The sequence below is a fragment of the Anaerosporomusa subterranea genome, from assembly GCF_001611555.1.
Lineage (GTDB): Bacteria > Bacillota > Negativicutes > Sporomusales > Acetonemataceae > Anaerosporomusa > Anaerosporomusa subterranea.
On the sequence record NZ_LSGP01000017.1, the window covers coordinates 971500 to 995995 of the forward strand.

Consider the following 24496-nt stretch of genomic DNA (forward strand, 5'->3'; position numbering starts at 1 on the left):
ACTATGAGTGCGTTTTTAGCTCCGATTCACTATTGGCTATTTAATAAAATCCAACGCGTGGAAAAGCGCGAACAGCGGCTTTTCGATCTGGCAAGCGATATGTGCGGTTCAACCGCCGAGGAACTGCGTGAACAAGTCTGGCAGAGCTATGGCGAGCCCTTGCCGGAAAAAGACTTAAGTGAAATGATTGACCAAAGCAACATTCACGGTTGGCTGCAAAAGCAAATCAATATCGTAGAAAGCCGTGAAGCGGCTTTTGTTAAGGAAATGACCGCTATGTGCGGTGACGCGGGTCTGCAAACAGCTACCAAGGCGTTTGCTGAAGACGGCGACGCCTGCGGTTCAGATGCGAAAGTATCAGGACGTTATGACTTGAACACCGCTAGCGGCATCTACAAGGCAATGAATGACTATTTTTTGAATGGGATGCCCTGCGATCAAGCCGATATGCTGGTTGAGAATTCTGTTGACAAGGTTGTTTGGCAGGGTGGCGCTTGTCTGCAAGAGAAAAACTGGACTCGCGCCGGCATTGACGCAAAAACCATGACCAGCCTCTATCGAGCTTGGTTTATCGGATTCGTCCAAGCCGCAAATCCTGCTTTTGACTATGCGCAAACCGCCGATATCTTAAACGGTGATTCCGTTTCAAGACACGAAATTACCAGAAAGTAAGTTGAACGGCCTTTGACAGACTCTCATTAGAGGGTCTGTTTTTTTATTTTTAGAGTTTATTAAGGTCACCGAGGATGGGAGTACAGGACAGTAAATTTTTCCACTCAAGAATGTACCAAATTATGCCTCTGGACTCGATTGAAAGGCTACAGGGATAAAAATGTCCAATACAAGAGGAATTTCGTCGATTGACAGACTTCCTTGTTAATCGATACAATAAATAGTAATTGGATCGGCCGGCCTTTCTGTAATGAAGGGTCTTCCGGGTACATACACAATTCGTAAAAGAGGGGGTAACCATGTTGAAACAGCAAAAACGACTCTTGTTACTGGCTGTTTTCATTCTGTCTCTGTCACTTGCCTTGGCTGGCTGCGGCGGCGATAAGAAAGAAGCCAAATCGGCGTTAACTGACAAACTTGTTATCGCGCAAAGCTCTGATGCCCTGTTCCTTGACCCGCAACAGCAGGATGAGGGTCCGACCAACTCGATTAACTCGAACATTTATGACGGTTTGATTAATCGCAAAGCAGATCTGTCAATTATTCCTGGTCTCGCGGAGAAGTGGGAACAAAAAGATCCTGTCACCTGGGTTTTTTATTTGCGTAAAAATGTAATCTTCCATAATGGTAATGCGTTTACCGCTGATGATGTAGTCTACACAATCGAGCGATTCTCTGGGTTGAAAGTTGCAGGCAGCATTGTTTCTAGCGTTTCCAGTGTGAAAAAAATTGATGATTATACAGTGGAGATTAAGACCAAGGCACCTTATGCGGCATTTCTTGCTGACATGGTAAAAGTCATGATTATTGATAAAGAGTATGTAACCAAGGTGGGAGACCAGGAGTTTAACTTAAAGCCGATAGGCACAGGACCTTATAAAGTCAAGGAATGGATTAAAGCTGATCACATTACTCTCGAAGCTTTCGATAAATACTGGAACGGTCCGGCAACAATTAAGACTGTTATTTTCCGTCCAATTTCCAATGAGGCTACTCGCACCGCAGCTCTTCTGAGCGGCGAAGTCCAACTGATTGCTGACGTCCCGGTGCGCGACTCAGAGAAGATACAAAAGAATGAAAAGCTCGCGTTGCATGGTATTCCCAGTTTGCGCCTCATCTATCTGACGCTTGACGTTACTCGTGATAAGACGCCAGGAATCAGCCTGCCGAAGAACCCGTTTAAAGAGGAAAAAGTACGACAGGCTGTCCGCATGGCTATCGACAATGAATCGATTATCAAAAATGTGATGAACGGTCATGCATTTGTCGCCAACCAAGGCAACCCCAAGCAGGTCGCCGGCTATGTAGAAGGACTTCAAGGCGTAAAGTATAATCCGGAACAGGCAAAGAAGCTGTTAGCTGAGGCTGGCTACCCGAATGGCTTTACCGTTACCCTTGACGCATCCAATGATCGTTATCCCAATGATTCCAAGGTTGCCGAAGCGCTGGCGGCTCAGCTCGCAAAAGTGGGCATCACGGTAAACCTCAACATCATGCCGAAATCAATTTTCTTTAACCATATCCGTCCAGGCGATAAAACCACAATTTGCTTGGTCGGCTGGAGTTCAGACACGGCTGATGCAGGCATCTGGTACCGGTCGATGTTCTACAGCCGTGATAAGCTGAAGGGAAGTGGCGGCTCCAACCGCGGCCACTTTGCAAATGCCGAGTTTGATGCGCTGGTTGACAAGGCTGATGCTTCGGCGAAGATGGATGAACGCACGAAGTATCTGCAGGATGCGACTAAGCTCCTCGACAAAGAAATGCCGTTCATTCCTATTTACTTCCAAGAGTCTAGCTATGGTGCGATGAAAAACATCGAGTTCAATCCGCGACTTGATGATTACATCTATGCATATGACATTAAGTTCAAAAAGTAGCTTTTGGACCGCTGTCGGCGGGTGAGCCCCGTCGGCAGCGGCATTTTTACAGATAAAGGGTGAGGAGATTGCTGCAATACACGCTGCAGCGTTTTGGACAAATGCTGCTAGTTCTTTTGGTCGTTTCTGTCATTGTATTCGGTATCATGAACTTGACCGGCGATCCCGTGCTCCTCTTAGTGCCGCCGGAGGCGACTGATGAAGAGATCAATTTGGCCCGCGAACAGTTAGGTTTAAATCTCCCGCTCTGGGAGCAGTATGGCATTTTTTTGAATAATGCCGTACATGGCAATCTTGGTGTATCGTTTGTCTTCCGCCGTCCTGCTGTGGACCTGATCCTGGAGCGCATGCCTGCTACCCTTGAAATGACTGTATTCGCGATGCTGCTCGCAGGGGTGGTTGCCATCCCGCTCGGTGTCTTTGCGGGCGCATACCCGAATACGCTTGCCAGTCGGGGCATCATGTCGCTCTCTCTGTTGGGGATTTCTTTGCCTTCCTTTTGGCTTGGCATCATGTTAATCTTATTGTTTGCGGTAGAGACGACGCTCTTGCCATCTTCTGGCCGGGGAGAAGCGGAGACCATCTTCGGCCTGCGGATTAGCATCTTTACGTGGGACGGCATCCAGCATATTATCATGCCGGCGTTGACTCTAGCGGTCGGTCAGATGGCTATGCTGATCCGCTTGACTCGCGCCGGAATCATGGAAGTGATGCGCCAAGATTATATCAAGTTTGCAAAAGCAAAGGGTGTATCTGAACAAAGCGTACTGTTTGGTCACGCCTTAAAGAACGCCCTCATTCCGGTTATCACCGTGTTTGGTCTGCAATTTGGTCAGCTAATTGCCTTTGCTACCATCACTGAGACCATCTTCTCGTGGCCAGGCATGGGCAAGCTGCTTATTGACTCTATTTACAGGATTGATCGCCCTGTCATTGTCGCGTATCTGTTGATGGTTGCTGTCCTGTTTGTTGTCATCAATTTCCTGGTTGATTTGATTTACACGCTAATCGACCCGCGAATTGAGATGAGGTGACATGATGAAAAAAATGGTAAACGCATGGCGAAAGTCAGAAAGCTTTTACAACTTTAAGACCAATCCACTTGCCATTATGGGGGCAGGACTGCTTGCGTTTTTTATGCTAATGGCGATTGTCGGACCGTTTTTGACCCCGCAGGATCCGTACAACTTGAAAGAATTAAGCCTGGACAATTCCTTTCGCCCACCGGTCTGGCTTGACGGCGAGGCTCGGTTTGCCTTGGGCACAGATCAGCAGGGACGTGACCTATTGAGCGGCATCGTCTACGGTGTGCGCATCTCTATGTTCGTCGGGGTATCTGCGACTATCTTGTCCTTGCTTTTAGGAACATTTTTCGGGATCATCGCCGGTTATCGCGGCGGTTGGGTTGATTCGCTAATCATGCGTATCGCCGATGTGCAGTTGTCGTTTCCCAGCATGTTGATTGCTTTGTTTATCATGGTCGCGTTTGGCCGTGGCATTGAAAAGCTGATTTTGGCTCTGACCCTGGTGGGCTGGGTCACCTATGCGCGGACGGTGCGCGGTTCGACGCTGGCAGAGCGAAATAAAGAATATGTCGAAGCGGCTCGGGTATGCGGCTTTCCGGCATGGGTAATCATGTTCCGTCATATCTTACCGAACGTACTGACACCGTTGATTGTCATCGCCACTATCCAAGTAGGCAACTTTATTCTGACAGAGGCAACGCTCAGCTTTTTAGGCGTCGGCGTGCCAATCACCAAACCGTCGCTGGGCCTGCTGCTGTCTAATGGCTACCAGGTGCTTTTCAGCGGTTTGTGGTGGGTTTCGGTTTTCCCGGGCATCGCGCTGCTGATGATGGTTGTCGGAGTCAACCTGCTGGGGGACTTTTTGCGCGATGAACTCAATCCGAGGCTGAAATAGGGGTGACGGCATGAGCGAATATTTATTAGAAGTTAACAATTTGAAGACTTGGTTTTATACGTTTCGCGGCGTGGTTAAAGCGGTTGACGGGGTCAGCTTTTCACTCAAGAAAGGCGAGGTTCTCGGCATTGTCGGCGAATCCGGCTGCGGCAAATCCATCACCGGTTTTTCTATCTTAAAGCTAATTGATCCGCCCGGTCAGTTTGAAGGCGGCGGCATTACCTTTGAGGGCGAAGACTTGCTCGCAAAAAGCGAGGAAGAGATGCATGCCATTCGCGGCAATAAGATTTCTATGGTGTTTCAGGACCCGATGACTTCTTTGAATCCACTTTATACGATTGGGCAGCAGATAGAGGAATCGCTCGCCATTCATCAGACACAACTCGGTAAGAAGGAACGGCGCGCCAAAGCCATCGAACTCTTAAAAGCAGTCGGCATCCCTGCGCCCCAAGAGCGGATTAGCAGTTATCCGCACGAATTTAGCGGCGGCATGCGGCAGAGGGTGATTATTGCAATATCACTCGCGACCAATCCAGAGCTGATTATCGCTGATGAGCCGACTACCGCGCTTGACGTCACCGTGCAGGCGCAAGTCATCCGTCGTCTCTTGGAACTGGTACGCAGCCAGAATACTTCCCTGATTTTAATTACCCATGATCTGGCCTTGGTGTCAGAGGCCGCAGACAAAATAGTTGTTATGTACTGCGGCAAGGTAGTCGAACGTGGCACAGTTACTGACATCATCGAATCGCCTGCTCATCCTTATACAGTCGGCTTGCTGCGTTCCATTCCACGTCTTACTGACGAACAAAGCAGGCTGGAACAAATACCTGGCATGGTGCCTAGTCCGTTTGACCTGCCACCTGGCTGCAAGTTTGCACCCCGATGCCGGTACTGTCAGGACATCTGCCGGCGCGAGGAACCAGAGGAGGCAGTGATGACTGAAGGCCACAGAGTCGCCTGCCATTTTCCTTTGAAAGGAGGCTTGGCCTGTGACTAAACCACTTTTAGAAGTAAACAATTTGACACAGCGGTTCGCTTTATCGAAAGGCATTTGGCAGGAACTGCGTCTGGAGGGAGGGCGGCTTGTCCGTCGTTCACGCCATGTTCATGCTGTCAATGATGTCAGCTTTACGGTAGGGCGCGGCGAGGTGTTCAGTATCGTCGGTGAATCAGGCTGCGGCAAGTCCACGACCGCCCGGACGATCATCAAGCTGATCGAGCCGCGTTCCGGCCAAATCGTCTATGACGGCGAAGACATCACCGCCTATGACGCAAAACAGATGCTGCCGTTTCGACGCCGTATGCAGATGGTATTTCAAAATCCCTATGCGTCCTTGAATCCGCGGCACACTATTCGACGTATTCTGACCGAGCCGATGCTGTTTCACAAGCTGGCCGTTGACCGCCGGGAAGCGGATGACAAGGCTATGCTTCTCCTCGATAAGGTCGGACTTCGACAAGAGCAGGCTGATCGCTTTCCTCATCAATTCAGCGGCGGTCAGAGGCAGCGCATCAGCATCGCGCGAGCACTGGCATTAAGTCCGGAATTCGTCATTGCTGATGAACCGGTGTCTGCGCTCGACGTATCTATCCAGGCGCAGATACTCAATCTGATGATGGATCTGCGGGAAGAATTCAACCTTTCGTATCTCTTTATCGCCCACGATCTGGCGGTAGTTAAACATATCAGCGACAGAATCGCAGTCATGTATCTTGGTAAAATCGTCGAGATGGGACCCAAACAGGAGTTGTTTGCACGGCCGCTACATCCCTATACCCAGGGCTTATTTGCATCGGTGCCCAAATTAGGCGGAAAAAGCCTACAAGAGACTTCCCTGAGTGGTGATGTGCCAGCTACTCCGACTGAATTGCCGATAGGCTGTCATTTTCACGCCCGTTGTCCTTATACGCGGCCGATCTGTCACGAGCAGGCGCCAATGATGAAAGACTCGGGCAGTGGACACTATGCAGCTTGCCATATTCTTGAAGGATAAAGTAAGACTTGCTTCAGGTGGAGTTATCACTCCATCTGAAGCTTAGTCGCACTTATCCAGGGACTTAGTCGCTCTTAGACTGAGGCTCGAAATCTATGATTTCGCTAAGCCGAAGGCTCCCTTTAGGGGATCCCGCTTGGAGAAGCGGGAGTCTTAGAGCGAGTTAGTCATCGGACAAATAACGTAGAGGAATACAGTATGGAGGAGGATACAGAAATGAAACATGTTATTCGGGCGGCGGTTGACGAAAACGCCGCCGCTCTCTTAAAGTTAAGTCATGACATCCATGCAAATCCGGAATTGGGTTTTGAAGAACGAAAAGCGGTTGCGTGGCAGACGGAATTATTGGCAAAAAACGGCTTCACGATAGAACATCCGTACTGCAGTATTGAGACTGCCTACAAAGCAACACGAAAAGGCATCGGAGTCGGCCCACGAGTTGCGCTGCTGGCAGAATACGACGCACTCAAAGGGGTGGGTCATGGATGTGGTCATAATATCATCGCCTCGGCTGCAGTCGGTGCTGCGCTTGGAATCGCCCGTCTTATGGAGAATCTCGTTGGGGAGATTTCTGTCATCGGCACTCCTGCTGAAGAGGGGGGCGGTGGTAAAATCCTCTTGGTTGATCGCGGTGCTTTTAACGAAGTCGATTGCGCCATCATGATGCATCCGAGCACGAAGAACATTATTGGTCGGGGCGGTTTAGCAGCCGTATCTGTCGAAGCGGAGTTTTTCGGCAAAGCGTCTCATTCTGCCGCCCCCGAACGGGGTATTAACGCGTTGACGGCAGTCATTCAATTCTTTACCGGTATCGACGTGCTTCGCCAAACTTGGCCCGCGACAGCAAAGATCAACGGTATCATCACAGCAGGCGGACAAGCCTCAAACATCATACCAGAGTATGCTGCCGCGAACTTTACGGTACGCGCCAAGACTCGCAAGGCGCTATTAGGGATGGTAGAGGATTTGCAAAAGATTGCTGCAGCAGCTACGCTAACAACCGGGGCTGAGAACAAGTTGACCGTCGACCTCGTTTATGCTGAGCGGTATTCGAACAAAGCACTCGGTGAAGCGTTCAAAGCCAACATGGAATTTTTAGGTGAGCAGATGGGTTATCCAAGTCCTGATGAGATTCTGGGCTCATCAGATATTGGCAATGTGAGTTTAGTGACTCCTGCCATTCACGAATACCTAAGCATCGCGGCTGAATCGGTCAACTCGCATTCGGATGCTTTCCGCGCGGCGGCCGCATCGCCGCGCGGTGATGAAGTCGTCATTAAGGCGGCAAAAGGCATGGCCATGACGGCATTTGACTTTCTCACAAATGCCTCACTTAGGCAGGCAGTGGCAGACGAGTTTCGGCAAATAGCAGCGACACAATAACCCGATAGGTTATCTATCAATATTTACTATTGGGTGATTGACATTTTTTGTACAGACAAGATACAATAGTTACAAATAATTAGATCGTTTTGATAAGCTAAATCGCAGGAGGGATACTGATGTTTGAATGGAAACAGGAATATGCCAACGGAATTGATGAAATTGACCGTCAGCACCAAAAACTGTTTGCTTTAGCGGGAGATTTATATGACATCGCTAACCGCAAGGACGGTTTTGATTATCATGATGAAATTACGCAGGTATTCGGGGCATTAAGCGACTATACGGTTTACCATTTTCAATACGAAGAGAAACTGATGAAACAGCAGGGTTATGGTCTGCGGGATTTGGCGGCTCATTGTACTGAACATGATGACTTTATTCAGAAGATGAGAAAAGTCGCTCAGGAAGATTTGGATAAAAAACAACGGCAAGTTCTCATGGATGTAGTTATGTTCGCAGTCGATTGGATTGAAAAGCATATTCTCGGCAGTGACCGTAGGTATGCGGCTTATCACATAAAATCTTAAATTCAATAGTATAAGGCGGAGCCAAGCGGCTCCGCCTTTCGGCTGGAAAGCTCTATACCGGCGAGCACGGACGCGGGAAGCAAGGTCTCGGGAAACACTGTTGCGGATTGCAAGGTCTTGGGAAACAAGGTCTTGGGGAACAAGGTCTTGGGAAGCATTGACTCGGGAAACAAGGACGCGGGGAACAAGGTCTTGGGAAGCATTGACTCGGGAAACAGGGACGCGGAAAACAAGGTCTTGGGAAACAAGGACGTGGGAAACAAGGTCTCGGGAAACAAGGTCTCGGGAAACAAGGTCTCGGGAAACAGCCGAACGGGAAGCATTGCCGGCTTTCGTCGGACATTTCTTCGCCTTCCCACTCTTCCATTTCCGGAGCTTCTTCCCATTTAGGGGGGCTATAGCGTTTTTTACTCATGTAAATCCTCCCATTTCCCCGTATAGGGGTTATATGAACATCCGGGAGACGCGGCCAGCCAATTCTTGTTTTGGTCCGCGCCTTGCGCAAGTGGACGGCAATCGTGACAAGCATAGCGATACTCGCAGTCGCCGCACTTTTCGACACAGTCTCTGGTTGTATGCCAGCATTCTTTCAAAGGAGCACCAGTAAGAACGTCTCGGAGCGAAGTATGCAAGATGTTACCGCAGACCATGCTACGGGCAAAAATGCAGGGAATAACATCACCGGCTGCGGTGACAGCGATTTTGCCAGCAAGGCAAGGGTTTACTCGTTGGGCTTGAAAAAACGCTTCAGGATCAACGGCGAAGGGAGGCTGAACCGGTAACCGGCAATAAGTCTCAGGCAATAGACCCTCATCGTCGCCGCGTCCAGTTGGGCGCACAACATCAGGCGGTCCTGATTCAACCCCCAACTCCTCGCATAACCGCATGATGTTTTCAACTTCTCCCTCGTTGGGTTTCATAATGATTGACGCTATTCGCAAAGGAATACCTGCTGCGACAATGCTGCGGGCAGCTGATAACGTGCGTTCAAAACTGCCAGGATTCTTTGTTACAGTATCATGAATGGCGGCGTTGTCGGCGTAAATTGTTGTCGCTACTCGGACCTGATGGCGTTTGAAAAACTCGATATCTGATTCGCGAACTAGGGTTGCGTTGGTAAAAATCTCGATATACTCATACTTCAAAGAAGAGGCTTTTTCCACTAAATCACGCCATTGGGGATAGAGCAGAGGCTCACCACCGATAAGTTGTATGCCGGTCGCGCCTTCAGCGTGCGCTTCCTCAAGTAACTTTAACCAACGTTCATGTGGCACAGTCGTCTCTTCACAATTCATGTGGCTTTCTGAGTAACAATGCAGGCAGCGATTGTTGCATTTTGCAGTCAACTCCAGCCAAATAAACTCAAGTTTAGGTGGTGCAATAAGGGGATCATCTGCTCTAGCGGCAGGCTCAACCATGTAAAAGGAACCTAATTGTTTTTCCACTAGAGTATTTAAGAAAGTTTGAAAGACTGCCGCGTTGGGTAGCTCAGCGAGAACATCTTCAACCGAGCGCGCCTGGCAGGCGATAAGCAGGTCAGCGGCTCCGCCGTTGACAGACAAAACTTTGCCACTGTTGAGGTCATAGATGGCAGCCCGGAAAGCGCCCTCCACCAGTCGGCAATGGCTTAATAAACGAAAAAACATGTCGAATCCTCCCGGTCTGTCAGAAATGGCATCACTGGATCAATACATCATATGCATAGTGGTTATGTTCGGTGAATTATTACCGTATCAGCCCTAATCCTGTGTATACTGGCGGTGGCTTTTCCGCAAGACTGATTTGTCGTCAATCAGCATACGTCCGATATGCCTCACTCCTCCGCATTGTCTTGCAAAATCCCATCGCCGTTCTACTTACAGTTTTAGAGTTGACACGGTACTACAGAAAAAAATACAGAAGAGGTTGACAAAACACGACAGTCTGTGTAGAATATAAAAGTGCCCCAAACAGAATAAACAGCGATTGATGCGGAAGTAGCTCAGCGGTAGAGCATCGCCTTGCCAAGGCGAGGGTCGCGAGTTCGAATCTCGTTTTCCGCTCCATGAATTTGCCCCCAGCAGACTTGCTGGGTTTTTTGCTTATCACTTGTTTTTGGTGTACAATTATGGTAGTATATAGTGCATGACATTGCGCCCATGCTTTTAAACCTTCTTTCGGTACACTACGAAGGGCTAACTTGGAAGCTTACGGGCAGTAAATAAGGAGGCTATCTGTAACTGTGAGAGTAACTGCTGAGAAAATAGACAACCACAAAATCGTTCTGGAAGTGGAAATCCCCCAACCCGAAGTGGACAAGGCCTTTGATCGGGCTTATCAACGATTGGCCAACAAGGTCAATATCCCTGGGTTTCGTAAAGGTAAAGCCCCCCGCAAAATTCTTGAAGCCCGTTTAGGTAAAGAAGCTTTGGCTGACGAGGCCTTTGAATTGCTGGCACCCCAAGCGTACTCAAAAGCGCTTGATGAACAGCAGATCGAGCCAGTAAGCCGTCCGCATATTGATGTTGTTCAACTCGAACAAGGTCAGCCGTTCATTTTTAAGGCAACTGTTGTCGCTAAGCCGGAAGTTACGCTTGGCGAATATAAGGGTTTGAAGGCGGTCATGGCTCCGGTTGCAGTCAGTGAAGAGGAAGTCAATCAAAAAATTGAAGAATTGCGTGAACGTCATGCGAAAATGATCGTCGTGCCTGACGCTGCGCTGCAAAATGGTGATTTCTCGATCATCGATTTTGAAGGTTTTGTTGATGGTCAGCCGTTTAAAGGCGGCGACGCCAAAGGCTATCCGCTGGAACTGGGATCAGGCAGCTTTATTCCCGGTTTTGAAGAACAATTACTTGGCGCTAAAGCTGGCGAAAGCCGCGAAGTCAAAGTTTCCTTCCCAACCGATTATTTTGTTCCTGAATTGGCTGGCAAAGAAGCTAAATTCGATGTTGTTATCCAGGACGTTAAGCGGAAAGAGCTGCCAGAAGTGGACGCCGACTTTGCTAAAGACGCGTCTAACTTTGATTCTGTAGAGGAATTAAAGGCTGACATTAAGAATAAGTTAGAAGTGACGGCCAGTCAGAAAAGCGAGCGCGACTATCGTAACGAAATCATGAAACAAGCGGTAGAAGGCGTCAAAGTTGATTTGCCTGAGGTTATGGTTGAAGCCAAGATTGATCAGATGATCGAAGACTTGGATATCAATCTGCAGAACCGCGGTTTGAAGCTGGAGAACTATTTGCAGTACATGGGGACCGATGCAACCGGTTTGCGCGAGAAATATCGCGAGTCGGCTGATATCGCTGTCCGCACCGATCTGCTGCTTGATGAGATCGCCAAGGCAGAGGCTCTCAAGGTAGAGAATGAAGACTTGGATCAGGAAGTTCATGAGATGGCGCAAAGCTATAACGCACCAGTGGATGAAGTTCGCAAGATCGTGATTGAGCAAGGTCGCGTCGGGGCGCTTTCGCAGAATGTATTGCGTAAGAAAGCAATGCAAGTGATATTTGACAGCGCTGTAAAAGCAGAAGCTGGCGAATAATTTTCTGATAAAATGGTCATATAAAACTGGAAGAACCAAATCTTCCTTCAAGTGAGGTGTCTAGTATGAGTTTTGTTCCTATTGTCGTAGAACAGTCAAACCGCGGCGAGCGTGCATATGATATATACTCCAGGTTGTTAAAAGATCGTATTGTCTTTATCGGCGGTCCGATTGACGATACGATTGCCAATCTGGTCATTGCGCAGCTACTGTTCTTGGAGTCAGAAGATCCTGACAAAGATATCCATTTGTATATCAACAGTCCGGGCGGTGTTGTTACCGCTGGATTGGCAATCTATGACACCATGCAGTATATTAAACCTGACGTATCCACCATTTGCCTGGGATCTGCGGCTAGCATGGCTGCAATCTTATTGGCGGCTGGTGCGAAGAACAAACGGTTTGCTCTTCCCTACGCCAGAGTAATGATCCATCAGCCCCACGGCGGAGCGCGTGGTCAGGCGACAGATATCGAGATTCACGCCCGTGAAATCCTTCGGTTGCGTGAAATCGGTAATGAGATTCTAGCGCGTCATACTGGTCAAACCGTCGAGAAGATTCAACGCGATGTGGAGAGAGACTTCTTCATGTCTGCTGAGGAGTCCAAGGCGTATGGCTTGATTGACTCTGTCGTGACCCGGGCAGACCGACCTACAGATTCACAACCGAAATAAGGTTGCATCAGGCTGAGCTCGGCTTAGGCTTCAGGCTCACTGATCAGCGAACCGGAAACGAGGTGACGCCATGTTAAAGTTTGGGGATGACAAAGGGCAATTGAAGTGCTCCTTCTGCGGGAAGCTGCAGGAACAGGTGAAAAAACTGGTTGCCGGTCCCGGAGTCTATATTTGTGATGAATGTATCGAACTTTGTAACGAAATTATAGAGGAAGAACTGAACGAAGACATGGAGGTGGAGCTGCGGGATGTGCCAAAGCCTAAGGAAATCCGCAGTATTCTTGACCAATATGTTATCGGCCAGGATGAAGCCAAAAAGAGCCTGGCAGTCGCCGTTTATAACCACTATAAACGCATTAATCTAGGCGCTAAAATGGATGATGTCGAACTGCAAAAATCAAACATTGTGATGCTTGGGCCGACTGGCAGCGGCAAAACGCTGTTGGCGCAAACTCTGGCTAGAATTCTCAATGTACCTTTTGCTATCGCTGATGCGACCTCTTTGACTGAGGCTGGCTATGTCGGTGAAGATGTTGAAAACATCTTGCTGAAGCTGATTCAAGCAGCTGACTATGATGTGGAAAAAGCTGAAAAAGGCATTGTCTATATCGATGAGATTGATAAGATTGCTCGCAAGTCTGAGAATCCATCAATTACTCGCGATGTCTCCGGTGAGGGAGTTCAACAAGCTCTGTTGAAGATTCTGGAGGGTACGGTTGCCAGCGTTCCACCCCAGGGTGGGCGTAAGCATCCGCATCAGGAATTCATTCAGATAGATACCACCAATATTCTCTTTATCTGCGGTGGCGCTTTTGACGGAATCGATAAGTTGATCTCAGCCCGTACTGGTAAGAAAAGCATGGGCTTTGGCGCTGAAGTGAAGAGCAAAGAGAAAAAACTGGTTGGCGAAGTGCTGCGAAAAATCCTGCCAGAAGACTTGCTGAAATTCGGCCTGATTCCAGAATTTGTTGGCCGACTGCCTGTCATTGTGACGTTAGATGCGCTGGACGAAGACGCGCTAGTGCGGATTCTGGTTGAGCCGAAGAATGCTTTGGCCAAACAGTACCAGAAATTCCTTGAGCTTGACAATGTGCAGCTTGAGTTTAAGGATGAGGCACTGAGAGCGATTGCTGAAGAAGCGCTAAAGCGCAATACTGGCGCCAGAGGACTGAGGGCCATCATTGAAGCGATTATGCGTAACGTGATGTATGATATCCCTTCCCGCTCTGATGTGACCAAATGTATTGTGACAAAAGAAGTGGTCGTTAACAAAGAGGAGCCGATTTTAGTCACAGTTGATAGAAAATCGAAGAAAAAAGAAGAATCAGCGTAAGGGAAAGAGGTTTTAACCTCTTTCCCTTCTTTTTTGGCCATATTCGGAATGCTAACAATTTATACTCAGGATAAAATCAATTCGTCTGCCTATACTAATCTTGAACAAAGACGAAGATATTTTCGTTGCAATCGAGACAAGAGACTAGTGAAAAAGCTCCAGTTGCTAGGAATAGCGAGGCATGCGCCGCGCCGCGTACATAAATAAGGTACGCAAGCAAACGTAGTCGTGATTGCGCAACTCTTGGCGCTTTAGCGCCTTTCACCGCTCTGGCCATTCATGGCCTTCGCGGCACCTGACGTCCTGTCCAATGGAGTTGGCGGCATACCCCTTACGGGTGAAACGGTACGAACGCTATGTCATCCTTGGCGCATACGGCACTAACGCATCCATACGCGTCGCAGCTGGACTTTGCAACAGTCTCATAGGAGGTAGGACGAATGGATTACGCGATCAATATTATCACAGTGATCCAGTTTCTCTTCGCGGTGATCATCGGTCTGTATTTTTGGAATTTGCTGCGATCACAGCAGGGCAGTAAAGTAGCTGTTGAACGGGAATCGAAGAAGGAAATGGACAAATTGCAACGTTTACGCGACATCTCCCTAACTGTACCGCTTGCCGAAAAGACCCGTCCGACAACCTTTGCCGATATTGTTGGCCAGGAAGAAGGTCTTAAGGCGCTTAGGGCTGCCTTATGTGGACCAAATCCGCAGCATGTTATTCTATACGGCCCGCCAGGAATTGGGAAAACCGCCGCCGCCCGTCTGGTTCTTGAAGAAGCCAAAACAAATCCATTATCGCCATTTCGCACCACAGCTAAGTTCGTTGAGCTGGATGCAACAACAGCCCGCTTTGATGAACGCGGCATTGCTGACCCGCTAATTGGCACTGTGCATGATCCGATTTACCAAGGCGCAGGACCACTGGGCATGGCTGGCATACCGCAGCCAAAGCCTGGCGCAGTTACGAAAGCACATGGCGGCGTTCTGTTTATTGATGAAATTGGTGAACTGCATCCCATCCAGATGAATAAACTACTTAAAGTACTGGAAGACCGCAGAGTATTCCTAGAAAGCTCATACTACAGCTCAGAGGACACAAACGTACCGACCCATATCCACGACATCTTCCAAAATGGTTTGCCTGCGGATTTTCGTTTGGTCGGTGCAACGACTCGTATGCCTTCTGATATTCCCCCAGCCATTCGCTCCCGCTGTGTGGAAATCTTTTTTCGCCCGCTTATGCCTGATGAAGTTCGCCGTATCGCAAAAAATGCCGCACAGAAAATCGACTTTGTTATTGATGATTCTGCGTTAGAGACGATTTCCCGTTATGCGACCAATGGACGCGAATCTGTTAACATTGTTCAGATTGCTGCCGGGGTTGCACTTAATGAACGTCGTCAAGCAGTGACCGGGGCTGATATCGAATGGGTCGTAAACTTTGGACAATATAGCCCCCGCCCTGACCGCAAAATTCCGCCTAAGCCGCAAGTCGGTTTTGCTAATGGATTGGCTGTCTATGGCCCTAATGTCGGCACAGTTATGGAAATCGAGGTAACCGCCGACCTAAACCGCTTTAGCAACGGTCGACTAACCATTACTGGCGTAGTGGATGAAGAAGAGTTTGGCACTCCTGGTCGAACCATGCGCCGCAAAAGCATGGCAAAAGGGTCACTCGAAAATGTGCTCACAGTCTTGTCTAGCCAGTTTGGTATTGAATGGCAGAAGTATGATATACATGTCAACTTTCCCGGCGGCGGTCCAGTTGATGGACCATCGGCAGGCATCTCTGTCGCAACCGCCATTTACTCAGCCATCAAGAAGATACCTATTGATAATACTGTCGCCATGACTGGCGAGATATCGATTCGCGGATTTGTTAAGCCGGTTGGTGGTGTTTCGGCAAAGATTGCCGCAGCTATTCATGCAGGTGCGCGGAAGGTTATCATCCCCAAAGAAAATTGGCAAGAAATCTATAAAACGATGGACATTGAAGTAATTGCGGTGGATACCTTGGAAGAGACACTTCGCCATGCGCTGGTTAAAGCGGCCGACCCGGTTCGACTCGAGATTGTGGTGCCGCAGACAGATCTATTAACTGCAGCCGGCATTAAAATGTAGTTTCGGGCTTCGATATGACCCCATCTGCGTTTCTTCAATACGGCCCCGCAAACCCATTGCTAGCGTACTTCCAGTACGCGTCGCTGCTTGGTTTGCGGGGTCGCCTAGCACCTGGGGCCATCTCGACGCCCTTGATTCGACGAACCGAACTAAAACAAGATCATGTCGAAATTTGCAAAGGAATGATTTTCCCCGCTTGGCAAGAAGAGGATTTTTGCGATTGTCTGAGAATATTTATAAAATGAGAAGCTGAAACTAGAGAAGCATACAGTTTTTTTCAAATAGAGTGAACCGAAGGAGGCCTGACATGGCTACCAATACACGTCAAATACCAATGCTGCCGCTAAGAGGCATACTTGTTTTCCCGTATATGATTATTCATCTCGATGTCGGCCGTGAAAAATCGATTAGCGCCCTGGAAGAGGCAATGGTGCATGATCGTCTGATCATGCTGGCTACGCAAAAAGATGCGCAAAATGATAAGCCGGCTCCCGAAGATATTTACACAGTTGGCACAGTGGCCGAAGTCAAACAACTATTAAAACTTCCGGGCGGGACGATCCATGTCCTGGTAGAAGGACTGCGACGGGCCGAGATTGTCCGCTACACTGACCATGATTCCTTCTATATGGTGGAAATCGCTGAGCATGAAGAAACCGAACAAAAGACGCCGGAGATTGAAGCTCTGGTTCGGACTGCTGTGCATCAATTTGAACAATGGGTCAAATTAAGCAAAAAGATTCCACCAGAAACGCTGGTCTCAGTTGTCATGGTTGAGGAGCCTGGTCGCTTATCTGACCTCATTGCCAGCCATTTGACGCTGAAGATCGAAGACAAGCAGGCTTTACTGGCGGCTATTCCAGTCAAGGATCGAGTCGAAATTCTTTGCGATATCCTGGGACGTGAACTGGAGATTCTTGAGCTTGAGAAAAAGATTAATGTTCGCGTCCGCAAACAAATGGAGAAAACGCAGAAGGAATATTATCTGCGTGAACAATTAAAGGCTATCCAAAAGGAACTTGGCGACAAGGATGACCGAGCGGCAGAAGTTGATGATTACAGGCAACGTCTGAAAGAACTGGATTTGCCGAAAGATGTCGCCGACAAAGTGATCAAAGAAATTGAGCGTCTGGAAAAGATGCCGCCAATGGTGGCTGAAAGTGCGGTTATTCGGACTTATCTCGATTGGCTGCTCTCACTGCCATGGACAACGGAGACGAATGATCGTATCGATGTCGATCTGGCTGAAACCATCCTGAATGAAGACCATTATGGCTTGGATAAGGTTAAAGAACGCATTCTCGAGTATCTTTCCATCCGTAAACTAGCCGAAAAGATTAAGGGTCCGATTCTATGCCTAATCGGGCCGCCGGGAGTAGGCAAGACTTCTTTGGCTCGCTCTATCGCTCGGTCAATGGAACGCAAATTTGTCCGTGTCTCGCTTGGCGGGGTGCGTGATGAAGCAGAGATTCGCGGCCACCGCAGAACCTATGTGGGCGCATTGCCGGGACGTGTCATTCAGGGGATGCGTACCGCTGGCTCAAAGAACCCGGTTTTCTTGCTTGATGAAATTGATAAAATGAGTGCAGACTTCCGGGGCGATCCTTCAGCCGCGCTGCTTGAGGTGCTCGATCCGGAACAGAATAATAGTTTTAGCGACCATTATGTTGAACTGCCGTTTGATTTGTCTCGCGTGCTCTGGGTAGTAACCGCCAATGCGCTGCATAATATCCCCCGGCCGCTATACGACCGAATGGAAGTTATCACTATTGCTGGTTATACAGAGGAAGAAAAAGTCCAGATCGCTAAACGCTACCTGATTCCGAAACAAATGAGAGACCATGGCCTGAGCGACAAACAGATTATTTTCTCAGAAGGAACCGTTCAGAAGGTGATCCGTGATTATACCCGCGAGGCAGGTGTTCGCAGCTTAGAACGTAATATTGCCGGCCTTTGCCGTAAGGCAGCCCGGCAGATCGTGCAGGAAAAACGGGCTAGCGTCCGGCTGACTGCACAGAATTTGCATACATTTCTTGGCGCTCCCAAGTACCGTAAAACGCAAGCTGAAATGGAACCGCAAGTTGGCGTGGCAACAGGTCTCGCTTGGACTGAGGTTGGCGGCGACGTGTTGGCTGTAGAAGCTTCGATCATGAAAGGTAAAGGACAACTGACTCTCACTGGTCAACTTGGCGATGTGATGCGCGAGTCGGCTCAAGCAGGCTTTACCTATATTCGCACCCGGGTAAAGGAATTCGGCATTGCCGAAGACTTCCACGAGAAAACAGATATCCATATCCATCTTCCAGAGGGTGCTATTCCGAAGGACGGTCCTTCCGCAGGTATCACCATGGCGAGCGCTTTGGCATCGGCATTGACAGGTAAGCAACTGAGAAGCGATATTGCGATGACTGGGGAGATCACCTTGCGGGGACGGGTTCTGCCTGTAGGCGGTATTAAAGAGAAAGTACTGGCAGCCCATCGTGTGGGTATAAAAAAGGTGATTTTGCCGAAAGAAAACAAACGTGACATTGATGACATTCCAGTCAACGTGAAGCGTAATTTGGAATTCATTTTCGTTGAGCATATGGACGACGTTGTGAAAAACGCGTTTGTGCAAGAAAATGGCTGAGTTAACGCCTGATATTATTCAGGCCGATTATCTCGCTTCCGCTGTCAGGCAAGATCAGTATCCGGCCATTGACTGGCCGGAAATTGCCTTTGTCGGACGTTCAAATGTTGGAAAATCATCGCTGATTAACTCGCTTTGCCGGCGCAATGGGCTGGCTCGAACCAGTGGTACACCAGGCAAAACGCAGACTCTCAATTTTTATCGCGCCTTAGTGCGCTTAAATCCAGAGGATGACCGCCGGGAGCTCTGCTTGGTTGATCTGCCCGGGTACGGCTATGCCCGGGCCGGGCAGGCTTCAAAGAAACAATGGGGAAAGTTTATTGAAGAATATTTAAAGAAATCCACGCGTCTGAAACTAGTATTTCAGCTTATTGACATTCGCCATCCCCCGATGGATAGCGATATTGCCTCCTATTCATGGCTGGTTGCTCATGGACTGCCAGTGCAAATAGTTGCCACAAAGGCGGATAAACTTTCCCGTAGCCAGATGCAAAAACATTTATCTCAGATCTGTGACAGTTTAGGTGCAGCTCCAGCCGATATTATCGCCCATTCCAGTTTATCTGGGGCTGGGAAGGCCGAGCTGCTGAAGTTAGTGATTGAAGTGGCAAAGGAGTAGACAATGCTTACAGACTTCGACCGGCAGTTGCTGAATTTGGCGCAGACGGGATTAGCGTTGTCACCGAGACCTTATGTCGAATTAGCTCGTAAACTCAATAGTGATGAGCAAACAGTGATTGCCCGGCTGGCTTGGCTAAAAGAGCAGGGATATATCCGTCATATTGGCGCGTTTTTCGATTCGACTCAGTTGGGTTATATCGGAACATTGGTGGCTGTGAAAGTACGTCCCGAGTGCCTAGAAAAGGTTGCTCAGTCAATCAACTCCTATCCTGGCGTCACCCATAACTATGAGCGGGAAGGGGAGTATAATCTCTGGTTTACCCTGCTAACTCCTAATTTGACATCCCAGCAGCAAGCTCTGGCAACTGTCCGCGAACTCGATGGAGTCGAGAAGCTATTAAGCATGCCAGCAACGAAAAAATATAAGGTGAATGTATCCTTCAAATTATAATAGAGATGTTGAAAACTGTTCAAAGGCTAGGCGCCAGAGTCTGTGAGACCGGAGGCGACAACAAGAGTACGTTGAGGATCTCTCCAGCTTTGATGAAGTGGATATGACAGTTTACAACGCCTCCAGAGGTGATTTATGTTTGATTCACTAGATACAGCCATCATTGCCGCCATGCAAGTTGAATTAACGCTGACTGAGGAACCTTACCAGAAAATTGCTCAATCACTAGGAATCAGCCAGGAAGAGCTGCTTACCCGCCTTCAAGGCTATCGTAATGATGGTAAAATTCGCAAACTGGGTGCTGTTCTTCGGCATCGTAAGGTTGGCTTTTCCGCTAATGCACTTTGCGCCTGGATAATCCCAATGGAACGACTGGACGAGGTGGGCATCAGGCTAGCAGCTGAACCGTATATTTCCCATTGCTATGCGCGAGAGTCCCATCCTGACTGGCCCTATAATCTGTATACCATGCTGCATGCCCATTCGCGAGCCGAATGTGAAGCCAGCGCTCAGGAATTGTCCAGGTTGACTGGCATCACCGATTATGTCTTGCTTTATAGTCATAAAGAGTGGAAGAAGACCAGTATGCGCTACTTCAGTGAAAACGGGCGCTAAACCACAGGCTGGGTAGGAACATAACCTCGATCCATCAAAAATGACCGCCGTAGCGCTTTTTCCTTACGGCGGTTACTTTTTGACTGAAAACTTTTTGGCAGCAGCAGGAATTTCTGGCTACGAAGCGAATAAATTAAGCGGTCAGACCACCTTACCATTAGAGAATTGAGGCTTTTTTCGGGCAAATTATCTCAGGTATGGTTTGGTCTATCTTGCCAAGCTGAGTTGTATAGACTTTTTCAATGGATGTTAAAATGATCAGGAGGTGCTCTTATGGCCGAAGTTTCACTGAAAGGTGAACAACGTGTATTCATGACAGGCAATGAGGTAGTTGCCTGGGCTGCCGTGGCAGCCAAAGTCGACATCATGTATGGCTATCCAATCACTCCGCAGAACGAGATCATGCACTACTGGACTCGCCTTGCGCCGAAATACGGCAAAAAGTTTCTACAAACTGAAGATGAAATTTCTGCAGGCTTTACTACGTTGGGCGGTATCCTTACCGGACGCAAGGCGTTTACTGCTACCGCTGGTCCTGGCAATGTGCTCATGCAGGAATCTGCCGGTATGGCGGAAATGATGCGTATCCCGGTCGTTTATGTCATTCAACAGCGCGGCGGCCCCTCCACTGCCACAGTTATTTATGCGCAGCAGGAAACCACGCTGACAGCTTTTGGCGGCAATGGCGAAGGTCATCGCATTGTATATTCCACCGCAACCCACCAGGAACTGTTCGACTATACCATTAAAGCCTTTAACTCGGCTTGGACATATCGTTTCCCCACCTTCCTATTAGGCGACGGCTATCAAGCTAAAATGCGCGAACCGCTTACCATTTATGATCCGGAAGAAAAAGGCATGAAGCTTGTACCAGCCGAGGCGACTGTCGGTGATATGGCCGAGTCTGGACGTTCCTTCCGTCATCTGCGCAATACATACAATACAGAAGACGAACTATATGAAGTCGTTATGGCCAACCAACGCGACTGGGACGCGATGGCTCCTAAAGTTGTAGAATGGGAAGAAAAAGGCTGTGAAGATGCTGACGTTATTATCGTCAGCCATGGCATTGTTTCCCGTGCTGCGCTCGGAGCGTACAATCAGCTGCGAGCAGAAGGCAAAAAAGTTGGCTATTTCCGTCCAATCACTATTCGCCCCTTCCCCGGCGAACAGCTGACCAAAGCAATGAAGGGCGCTAAAAAACTGTTAGTCGCTGAATCCGCTTACGGCCAATTGCTCAAGATGGTTCAGAATGGCACCTATGACAACGCTATTGAGATTGCACCGATGCTGCGTCCCGGAGTTGGCATCACCACTGAAGAAATCGTGCAAGAATACAATAAATTGTAAGAATAGGAGGGAAACATATGCAAGAGCTCAAGGAAAACAATGTTCTGCAACCAGCAATGCCTACGAGCTGGAATGAGGAAACAAAGCCACATAAATTCTGCCCTGGCTGCGGTCATGGCATGATCTTGAAAGTTCTCGGCGAAGTCATCGATGAATTAGGCATTAAAGATAAAATGGTATTTGGCTGTGACATCGGCTGTTCACTTTTGTCTTGGGATTTCTTTGCCCTTGATACTGTGCAGACACACCATGGACGTACAACTCCAGTTATCACCGGCATGAAGCGCGCTAAGCCGGAGATCGTCGGCGTTGCTTATATGGGCGACGGCGGCGGCTATGCCATTGGTTCGCAGCACTTGTTTAACGCAGCTGTCCGCAATGAAAAAATCACGATTATTCTTTGCAATAACTGTAACTATGGCATGACTGGCGGCCAAATGGCGCCAACCACTCTGCCAGGCATGAAAACAGAGACCACTCCTTATGGCCGCGATGTCGAACAAACCGGATACCCTACCAAAGGACCGGAAATGGTTGCAGCCGTCGCTCCGGAAGGCGCCTACGTGGCTCGCGGCACTGTTGCCAATTTGCGCCAACTAAAAGGTTATCTTAAGAAAGCGCTTGAAAACCAGATCGCTGGCAACGGGATTTCGTTTGTTGAGTGTTTGTCTGGCTGCCCAACCAACTGGCGTACTAACGCTAAGCAAACCTGGGAATTCATTGAAAAAGATATGGCCCAGTATTTCAAAGTGGGCGAATTACGCACACCGCAGAAGAAGGAGGGCTAAGCACATGGCAAAAGTAGTGAAAATTGCCCTAGCTGGTGAAGGCGGTCAAGGCGTTCAATCCATTGCGGAAATTCTCGCTGAAGCAGCTAATGAGCAAGGCAAACAAGCTCTATATATTCCAAACTTTGGCGTCGAGCAGCGCGGTGGCGTATCCATCGCCTATGTTCAGATTTCGGATGGTCCGATTGGCGCTCCTAAATTCCAAAAAGCGGATATCCTGATTCCACTGAGCCCGCGTGCGGTCAAACGGACGACCATGCACGCCGGTCCGGAAACCATCTACATATATGACAGTTCGCTGGTCGCTGAAGGCGAGGTTAGCGATAGCATTGTGGGCATGCAGTATTTTGATGTGACTCCTCCCTGCCCGACTGTAGATGATCCGAATGATGACCTGCAGCAAGATCTGATTGCCGGTGAACCCAAAACCTGTTCCTTTACCCGTCCCGGTCCGGGCGTTGATCCAGCCGATATTCCCGAAGTCAAAAAGGTAGTTGCTATCCCGGCTAACGATATGGCGAAAAATGAGGAAGGCCTGCATCCGCGCGTATTCAATATTATTATTCTTGGCGCAGTCATTGCAGCTACTGAAGTACTGCCGCTTGATTGTATTAAGGAAGCGCTCGATACGAAGCTTGGCGATAAATTCAAGACCAACCCCAAACTCCGCGAAATGAACTTTAAAGCACTTGACCGCGGCTATCAACTCATTAAGAACGCTATGTGAGGAGGGGATAAAATGGCAAAAGTGAACTGGGAAAGCTCAATACACGAAAACGCCAAAGGTGAATGGGCCATTTTCCCTGGACTGTGCAAAGGCTGCGGTCTATGCATTGAAAAGTGTCCGGTGAAATGCATCAGTTGGTCTGACGATTTGGGTGTCTATGGGACACCGCGTACTCAGGCAAACATGGAAAAGTGCATTGTCTGCGGTATCTGTCAAATGGTATGCCCGGATTGTGCTATTCGTGTTGAGAAAAAGAAATAGCTTTTAAAGTAGAGTAGAAAAAACTAAATAATAGGAGCGAATGAAGTGGTTGTCAACAATGCCTTATCACTAATTGAAGGCGACCTTCGCGACCTTGAAACTGGGTTGCTTTCGGTAATTCGCTCCGATGTCAGCGACGCAACCGACATTTGCGTACACTTGGCACAGGCGGGCGGCAAACGCTTGCGGCCCGCCTTGTGCTTTTTCGGAGCGTATGGAGGAAACAACAAAGATCAAGTCATGAAAGTTGCTATTGCACTTGAAATCATTCATATGGCTACACTTGTTCATGATGATGTAATCGATCAGGCATCTACCCGGCGCGGTGTTCCTACTGTTAATACACTTTGGGGACCGCATCGCGCCGTGCTGAGTGGCGACTTTTTATTCGCAAGGGCATTCTCCCTGATTGCGTCAGCTGGGCTGACAGAAGTCATTCTTAAGCTATCCGACGTAGTCAGTTCCCTCTGTGAAGGCGAGCTGATACAGGAACATGACCTATTCAATTGCAATCAGCACGAGGAAGATTATTTTAACCGTGTCGGCAAGAAAACCGCTGACTTTATTGCCGCCAGTTGCCAGCTTGGTGCGTTGACTGCTGGTTTCCCGGCTGAACGAGTACTAAGCTTGCGCCAATATGGCTATGCGTTGGGCATGGCATTTCAGATTACGGATGATATTTTGGATGTTACCGCTACAACTCAGCAATTAGGTAAGCCAACTGGCAATGATCTTAAACAAGGCAACCTCACTCTGCCAGTCATTCACGCGCTGAAAGCTTCACCTCGGGGCGACGAATTGCGCGCTATTATCACTTCTCGCGATTTATCCACAGAAAGACTAGAACAATGTTTATCCATAGTCCGCGAGGGCGTATCTGTAGAGTATTCCTATGAGCGGGTAAATCATTTTCTCAAACAGGCGCGCGATTTTTTGCCTACAGACCTTGACTCCGAAGTACATACCGCTTTGGCGGCTGTAGCCGAGTTTATTGGCTTTCGTAAGTACTAGGGGTG

The 24496-nt window shown here is 48.7% G+C and carries 22 protein-coding genes and 1 tRNA gene; 22 read left to right on the top strand and 1 reads right to left on the bottom strand.

The window, feature by feature from the left end; genetic code table 11:
* Positions 1-3 precede the first annotated feature (3 nt).
* The 8 genes from AXX12_RS12005 to AXX12_RS12040 all read left to right on the top strand — a co-directional run bounded on the left by AXX12_RS12005 (position 4) and on the right by AXX12_RS12040 (position 8382).
* A complete protein-coding gene (locus AXX12_RS12005; RefSeq protein WP_066242739.1) occupies positions 4-672 on the top strand; it encodes a hypothetical protein in 669 nt (222 codons plus the stop codon).
* A gap of 299 nt (positions 673-971) precedes the next feature.
* Entirely contained in the window at positions 972-2552 is a 1581-nt protein-coding gene (locus AXX12_RS12010; RefSeq protein WP_066242741.1) for an ABC transporter substrate-binding protein, read from the top strand.
* 68 nt (positions 2553-2620) lie between these two features.
* Positions 2621-3586 carry an ABC transporter permease gene (locus AXX12_RS12015; RefSeq protein ID WP_066242744.1) on the top strand — a complete coding sequence of 322 codons (966 nt, stop codon included), beginning with the start codon at positions 2621-2623 and terminating at the stop codon, positions 3584-3586.
* A 1-nt stretch (position 3587) separates the two neighbouring features.
* On the top strand, positions 3588-4472 hold the full coding sequence (locus AXX12_RS12020; protein WP_156478645.1) for an ABC transporter permease: 885 nt from the start codon (positions 3588-3590) through the stop codon (positions 4470-4472).
* 10 nt (positions 4473-4482) lie between these two features.
* Entirely contained in the window at positions 4483-5472 is a 990-nt protein-coding gene (locus AXX12_RS12025) for an ABC transporter ATP-binding protein (protein WP_066242750.1), read from the top strand.
* Positions 5465-6469, top strand: a complete 1005-nt coding sequence (locus AXX12_RS12030; protein WP_066242751.1) for an ABC transporter ATP-binding protein — start codon at positions 5465-5467, stop codon at positions 6467-6469. Before AXX12_RS12025 ends, AXX12_RS12030 begins: the two co-directional genes overlap by 8 nt.
* A 216-nt stretch (positions 6470-6685) precedes the next feature.
* On the top strand, positions 6686-7852 hold the full coding sequence (locus AXX12_RS12035) for an amidohydrolase (RefSeq protein ID WP_074431358.1): 1167 nt from the start codon (positions 6686-6688) through the stop codon (positions 7850-7852).
* A 119-nt stretch (positions 7853-7971) separates the two neighbouring features.
* Complete coding sequence (locus tag AXX12_RS12040) at positions 7972-8382, top strand: bacteriohemerythrin (RefSeq protein WP_066242757.1); 411 nt, start codon at positions 7972-7974, stop codon at positions 8380-8382.
* 407 nt (positions 8383-8789) lie between these two features.
* On the opposite strand, the gene AXX12_RS12050 is transcribed toward AXX12_RS12040, so the two are convergent.
* Positions 8790-10028 (bottom strand): radical SAM protein, encoded by a 1239-nt coding sequence (locus tag AXX12_RS12050; RefSeq protein WP_066242763.1) that lies wholly within the window; start codon positions 10026-10028, stop codon positions 8790-8792.
* Positions 10029-10352: 324 nt separating this feature from the next.
* Between AXX12_RS12050 and AXX12_RS12055 the strand changes: the two genes are divergently transcribed.
* The 14 genes from AXX12_RS12055 (at position 10353) to AXX12_RS12120 (ending at position 24491) form a co-directional block, all read left to right on the top strand.
* Positions 10353-10427 (top strand) — tRNA-Gly (locus AXX12_RS12055).
* A gap of 176 nt (positions 10428-10603) precedes the next feature.
* Positions 10604-11905, top strand: a complete 1302-nt coding sequence (gene tig / locus AXX12_RS12060) for a trigger factor (protein ID WP_066242766.1) — start codon at positions 10604-10606, stop codon at positions 11903-11905.
* A 65-nt stretch (positions 11906-11970) separates the two neighbouring features.
* A complete protein-coding gene (gene clpP, locus AXX12_RS12065) occupies positions 11971-12579 on the top strand; it encodes an ATP-dependent Clp endopeptidase proteolytic subunit ClpP (protein ID WP_066242769.1) in 609 nt (202 codons plus the stop codon).
* 70 nt (positions 12580-12649) lie between these two features.
* Positions 12650-13912 (top strand): ATP-dependent protease ATP-binding subunit ClpX, encoded by a 1263-nt coding sequence (clpX, locus tag AXX12_RS12070; protein ID WP_066242771.1) that lies wholly within the window; start codon positions 12650-12652, stop codon positions 13910-13912.
* Positions 13913-14352: 440 nt separating this feature from the next.
* Positions 14353-16038 carry an ATP-dependent protease LonB gene (lonB, locus tag AXX12_RS12075; protein WP_066242774.1) on the top strand — a complete coding sequence of 562 codons (1686 nt, stop codon included), beginning with the start codon at positions 14353-14355 and terminating at the stop codon, positions 16036-16038.
* A 307-nt stretch (positions 16039-16345) separates the two neighbouring features.
* Positions 16346-18667 carry an endopeptidase La gene (gene lon / locus AXX12_RS12080; RefSeq protein WP_066242776.1) on the top strand — a complete coding sequence of 774 codons (2322 nt, stop codon included), beginning with the start codon at positions 16346-16348 and terminating at the stop codon, positions 18665-18667.
* Positions 18660-19286 (top strand): ribosome biogenesis GTP-binding protein YihA/YsxC, encoded by a 627-nt coding sequence (yihA, locus tag AXX12_RS12085; protein WP_066242779.1) that lies wholly within the window; start codon positions 18660-18662, stop codon positions 19284-19286. Before lon ends, yihA begins: the two co-directional genes overlap by 8 nt.
* Before the next feature lie 3 nt (positions 19287-19289).
* Positions 19290-19739 carry a siroheme decarboxylase subunit alpha gene (gene ahbA / locus AXX12_RS12090; protein WP_066242780.1) on the top strand — a complete coding sequence of 150 codons (450 nt, stop codon included), beginning with the start codon at positions 19290-19292 and terminating at the stop codon, positions 19737-19739.
* A 135-nt stretch (positions 19740-19874) separates the two neighbouring features.
* Complete coding sequence (ahbB, locus tag AXX12_RS12095; protein WP_066242782.1) at positions 19875-20354, top strand: siroheme decarboxylase subunit beta; 480 nt, start codon at positions 19875-19877, stop codon at positions 20352-20354.
* A gap of 273 nt (positions 20355-20627) precedes the next feature.
* Positions 20628-21704, top strand: coding sequence for a ferredoxin oxidoreductase (locus AXX12_RS12100; RefSeq protein WP_066242785.1), 1077 nt, complete (start codon positions 20628-20630; stop codon positions 21702-21704).
* Between the two features lie 17 nt (positions 21705-21721).
* Complete coding sequence (locus AXX12_RS12105) at positions 21722-22492, top strand: thiamine pyrophosphate-dependent enzyme (RefSeq protein ID WP_066242788.1); 771 nt, start codon at positions 21722-21724, stop codon at positions 22490-22492.
* A gap of 4 nt (positions 22493-22496) precedes the next feature.
* A complete protein-coding gene (locus tag AXX12_RS12110) occupies positions 22497-23219 on the top strand; it encodes a 2-oxoacid:acceptor oxidoreductase family protein (RefSeq protein ID WP_066242791.1) in 723 nt (240 codons plus the stop codon).
* 12 nt (positions 23220-23231) lie between these two features.
* Positions 23232-23480 (top strand): 4Fe-4S binding protein, encoded by a 249-nt coding sequence (locus AXX12_RS12115; protein WP_066242794.1) that lies wholly within the window; start codon positions 23232-23234, stop codon positions 23478-23480.
* A 45-nt stretch (positions 23481-23525) separates the two neighbouring features.
* The gene (locus tag AXX12_RS12120) at positions 23526-24491 is read left to right on the top strand and encodes a polyprenyl synthetase family protein (RefSeq protein ID WP_066242797.1); all 966 of its coding nucleotides are present in this window, start codon (positions 23526-23528) and stop codon (positions 24489-24491) included.
* Positions 24492-24496: the final 5 nt, after the last annotated feature.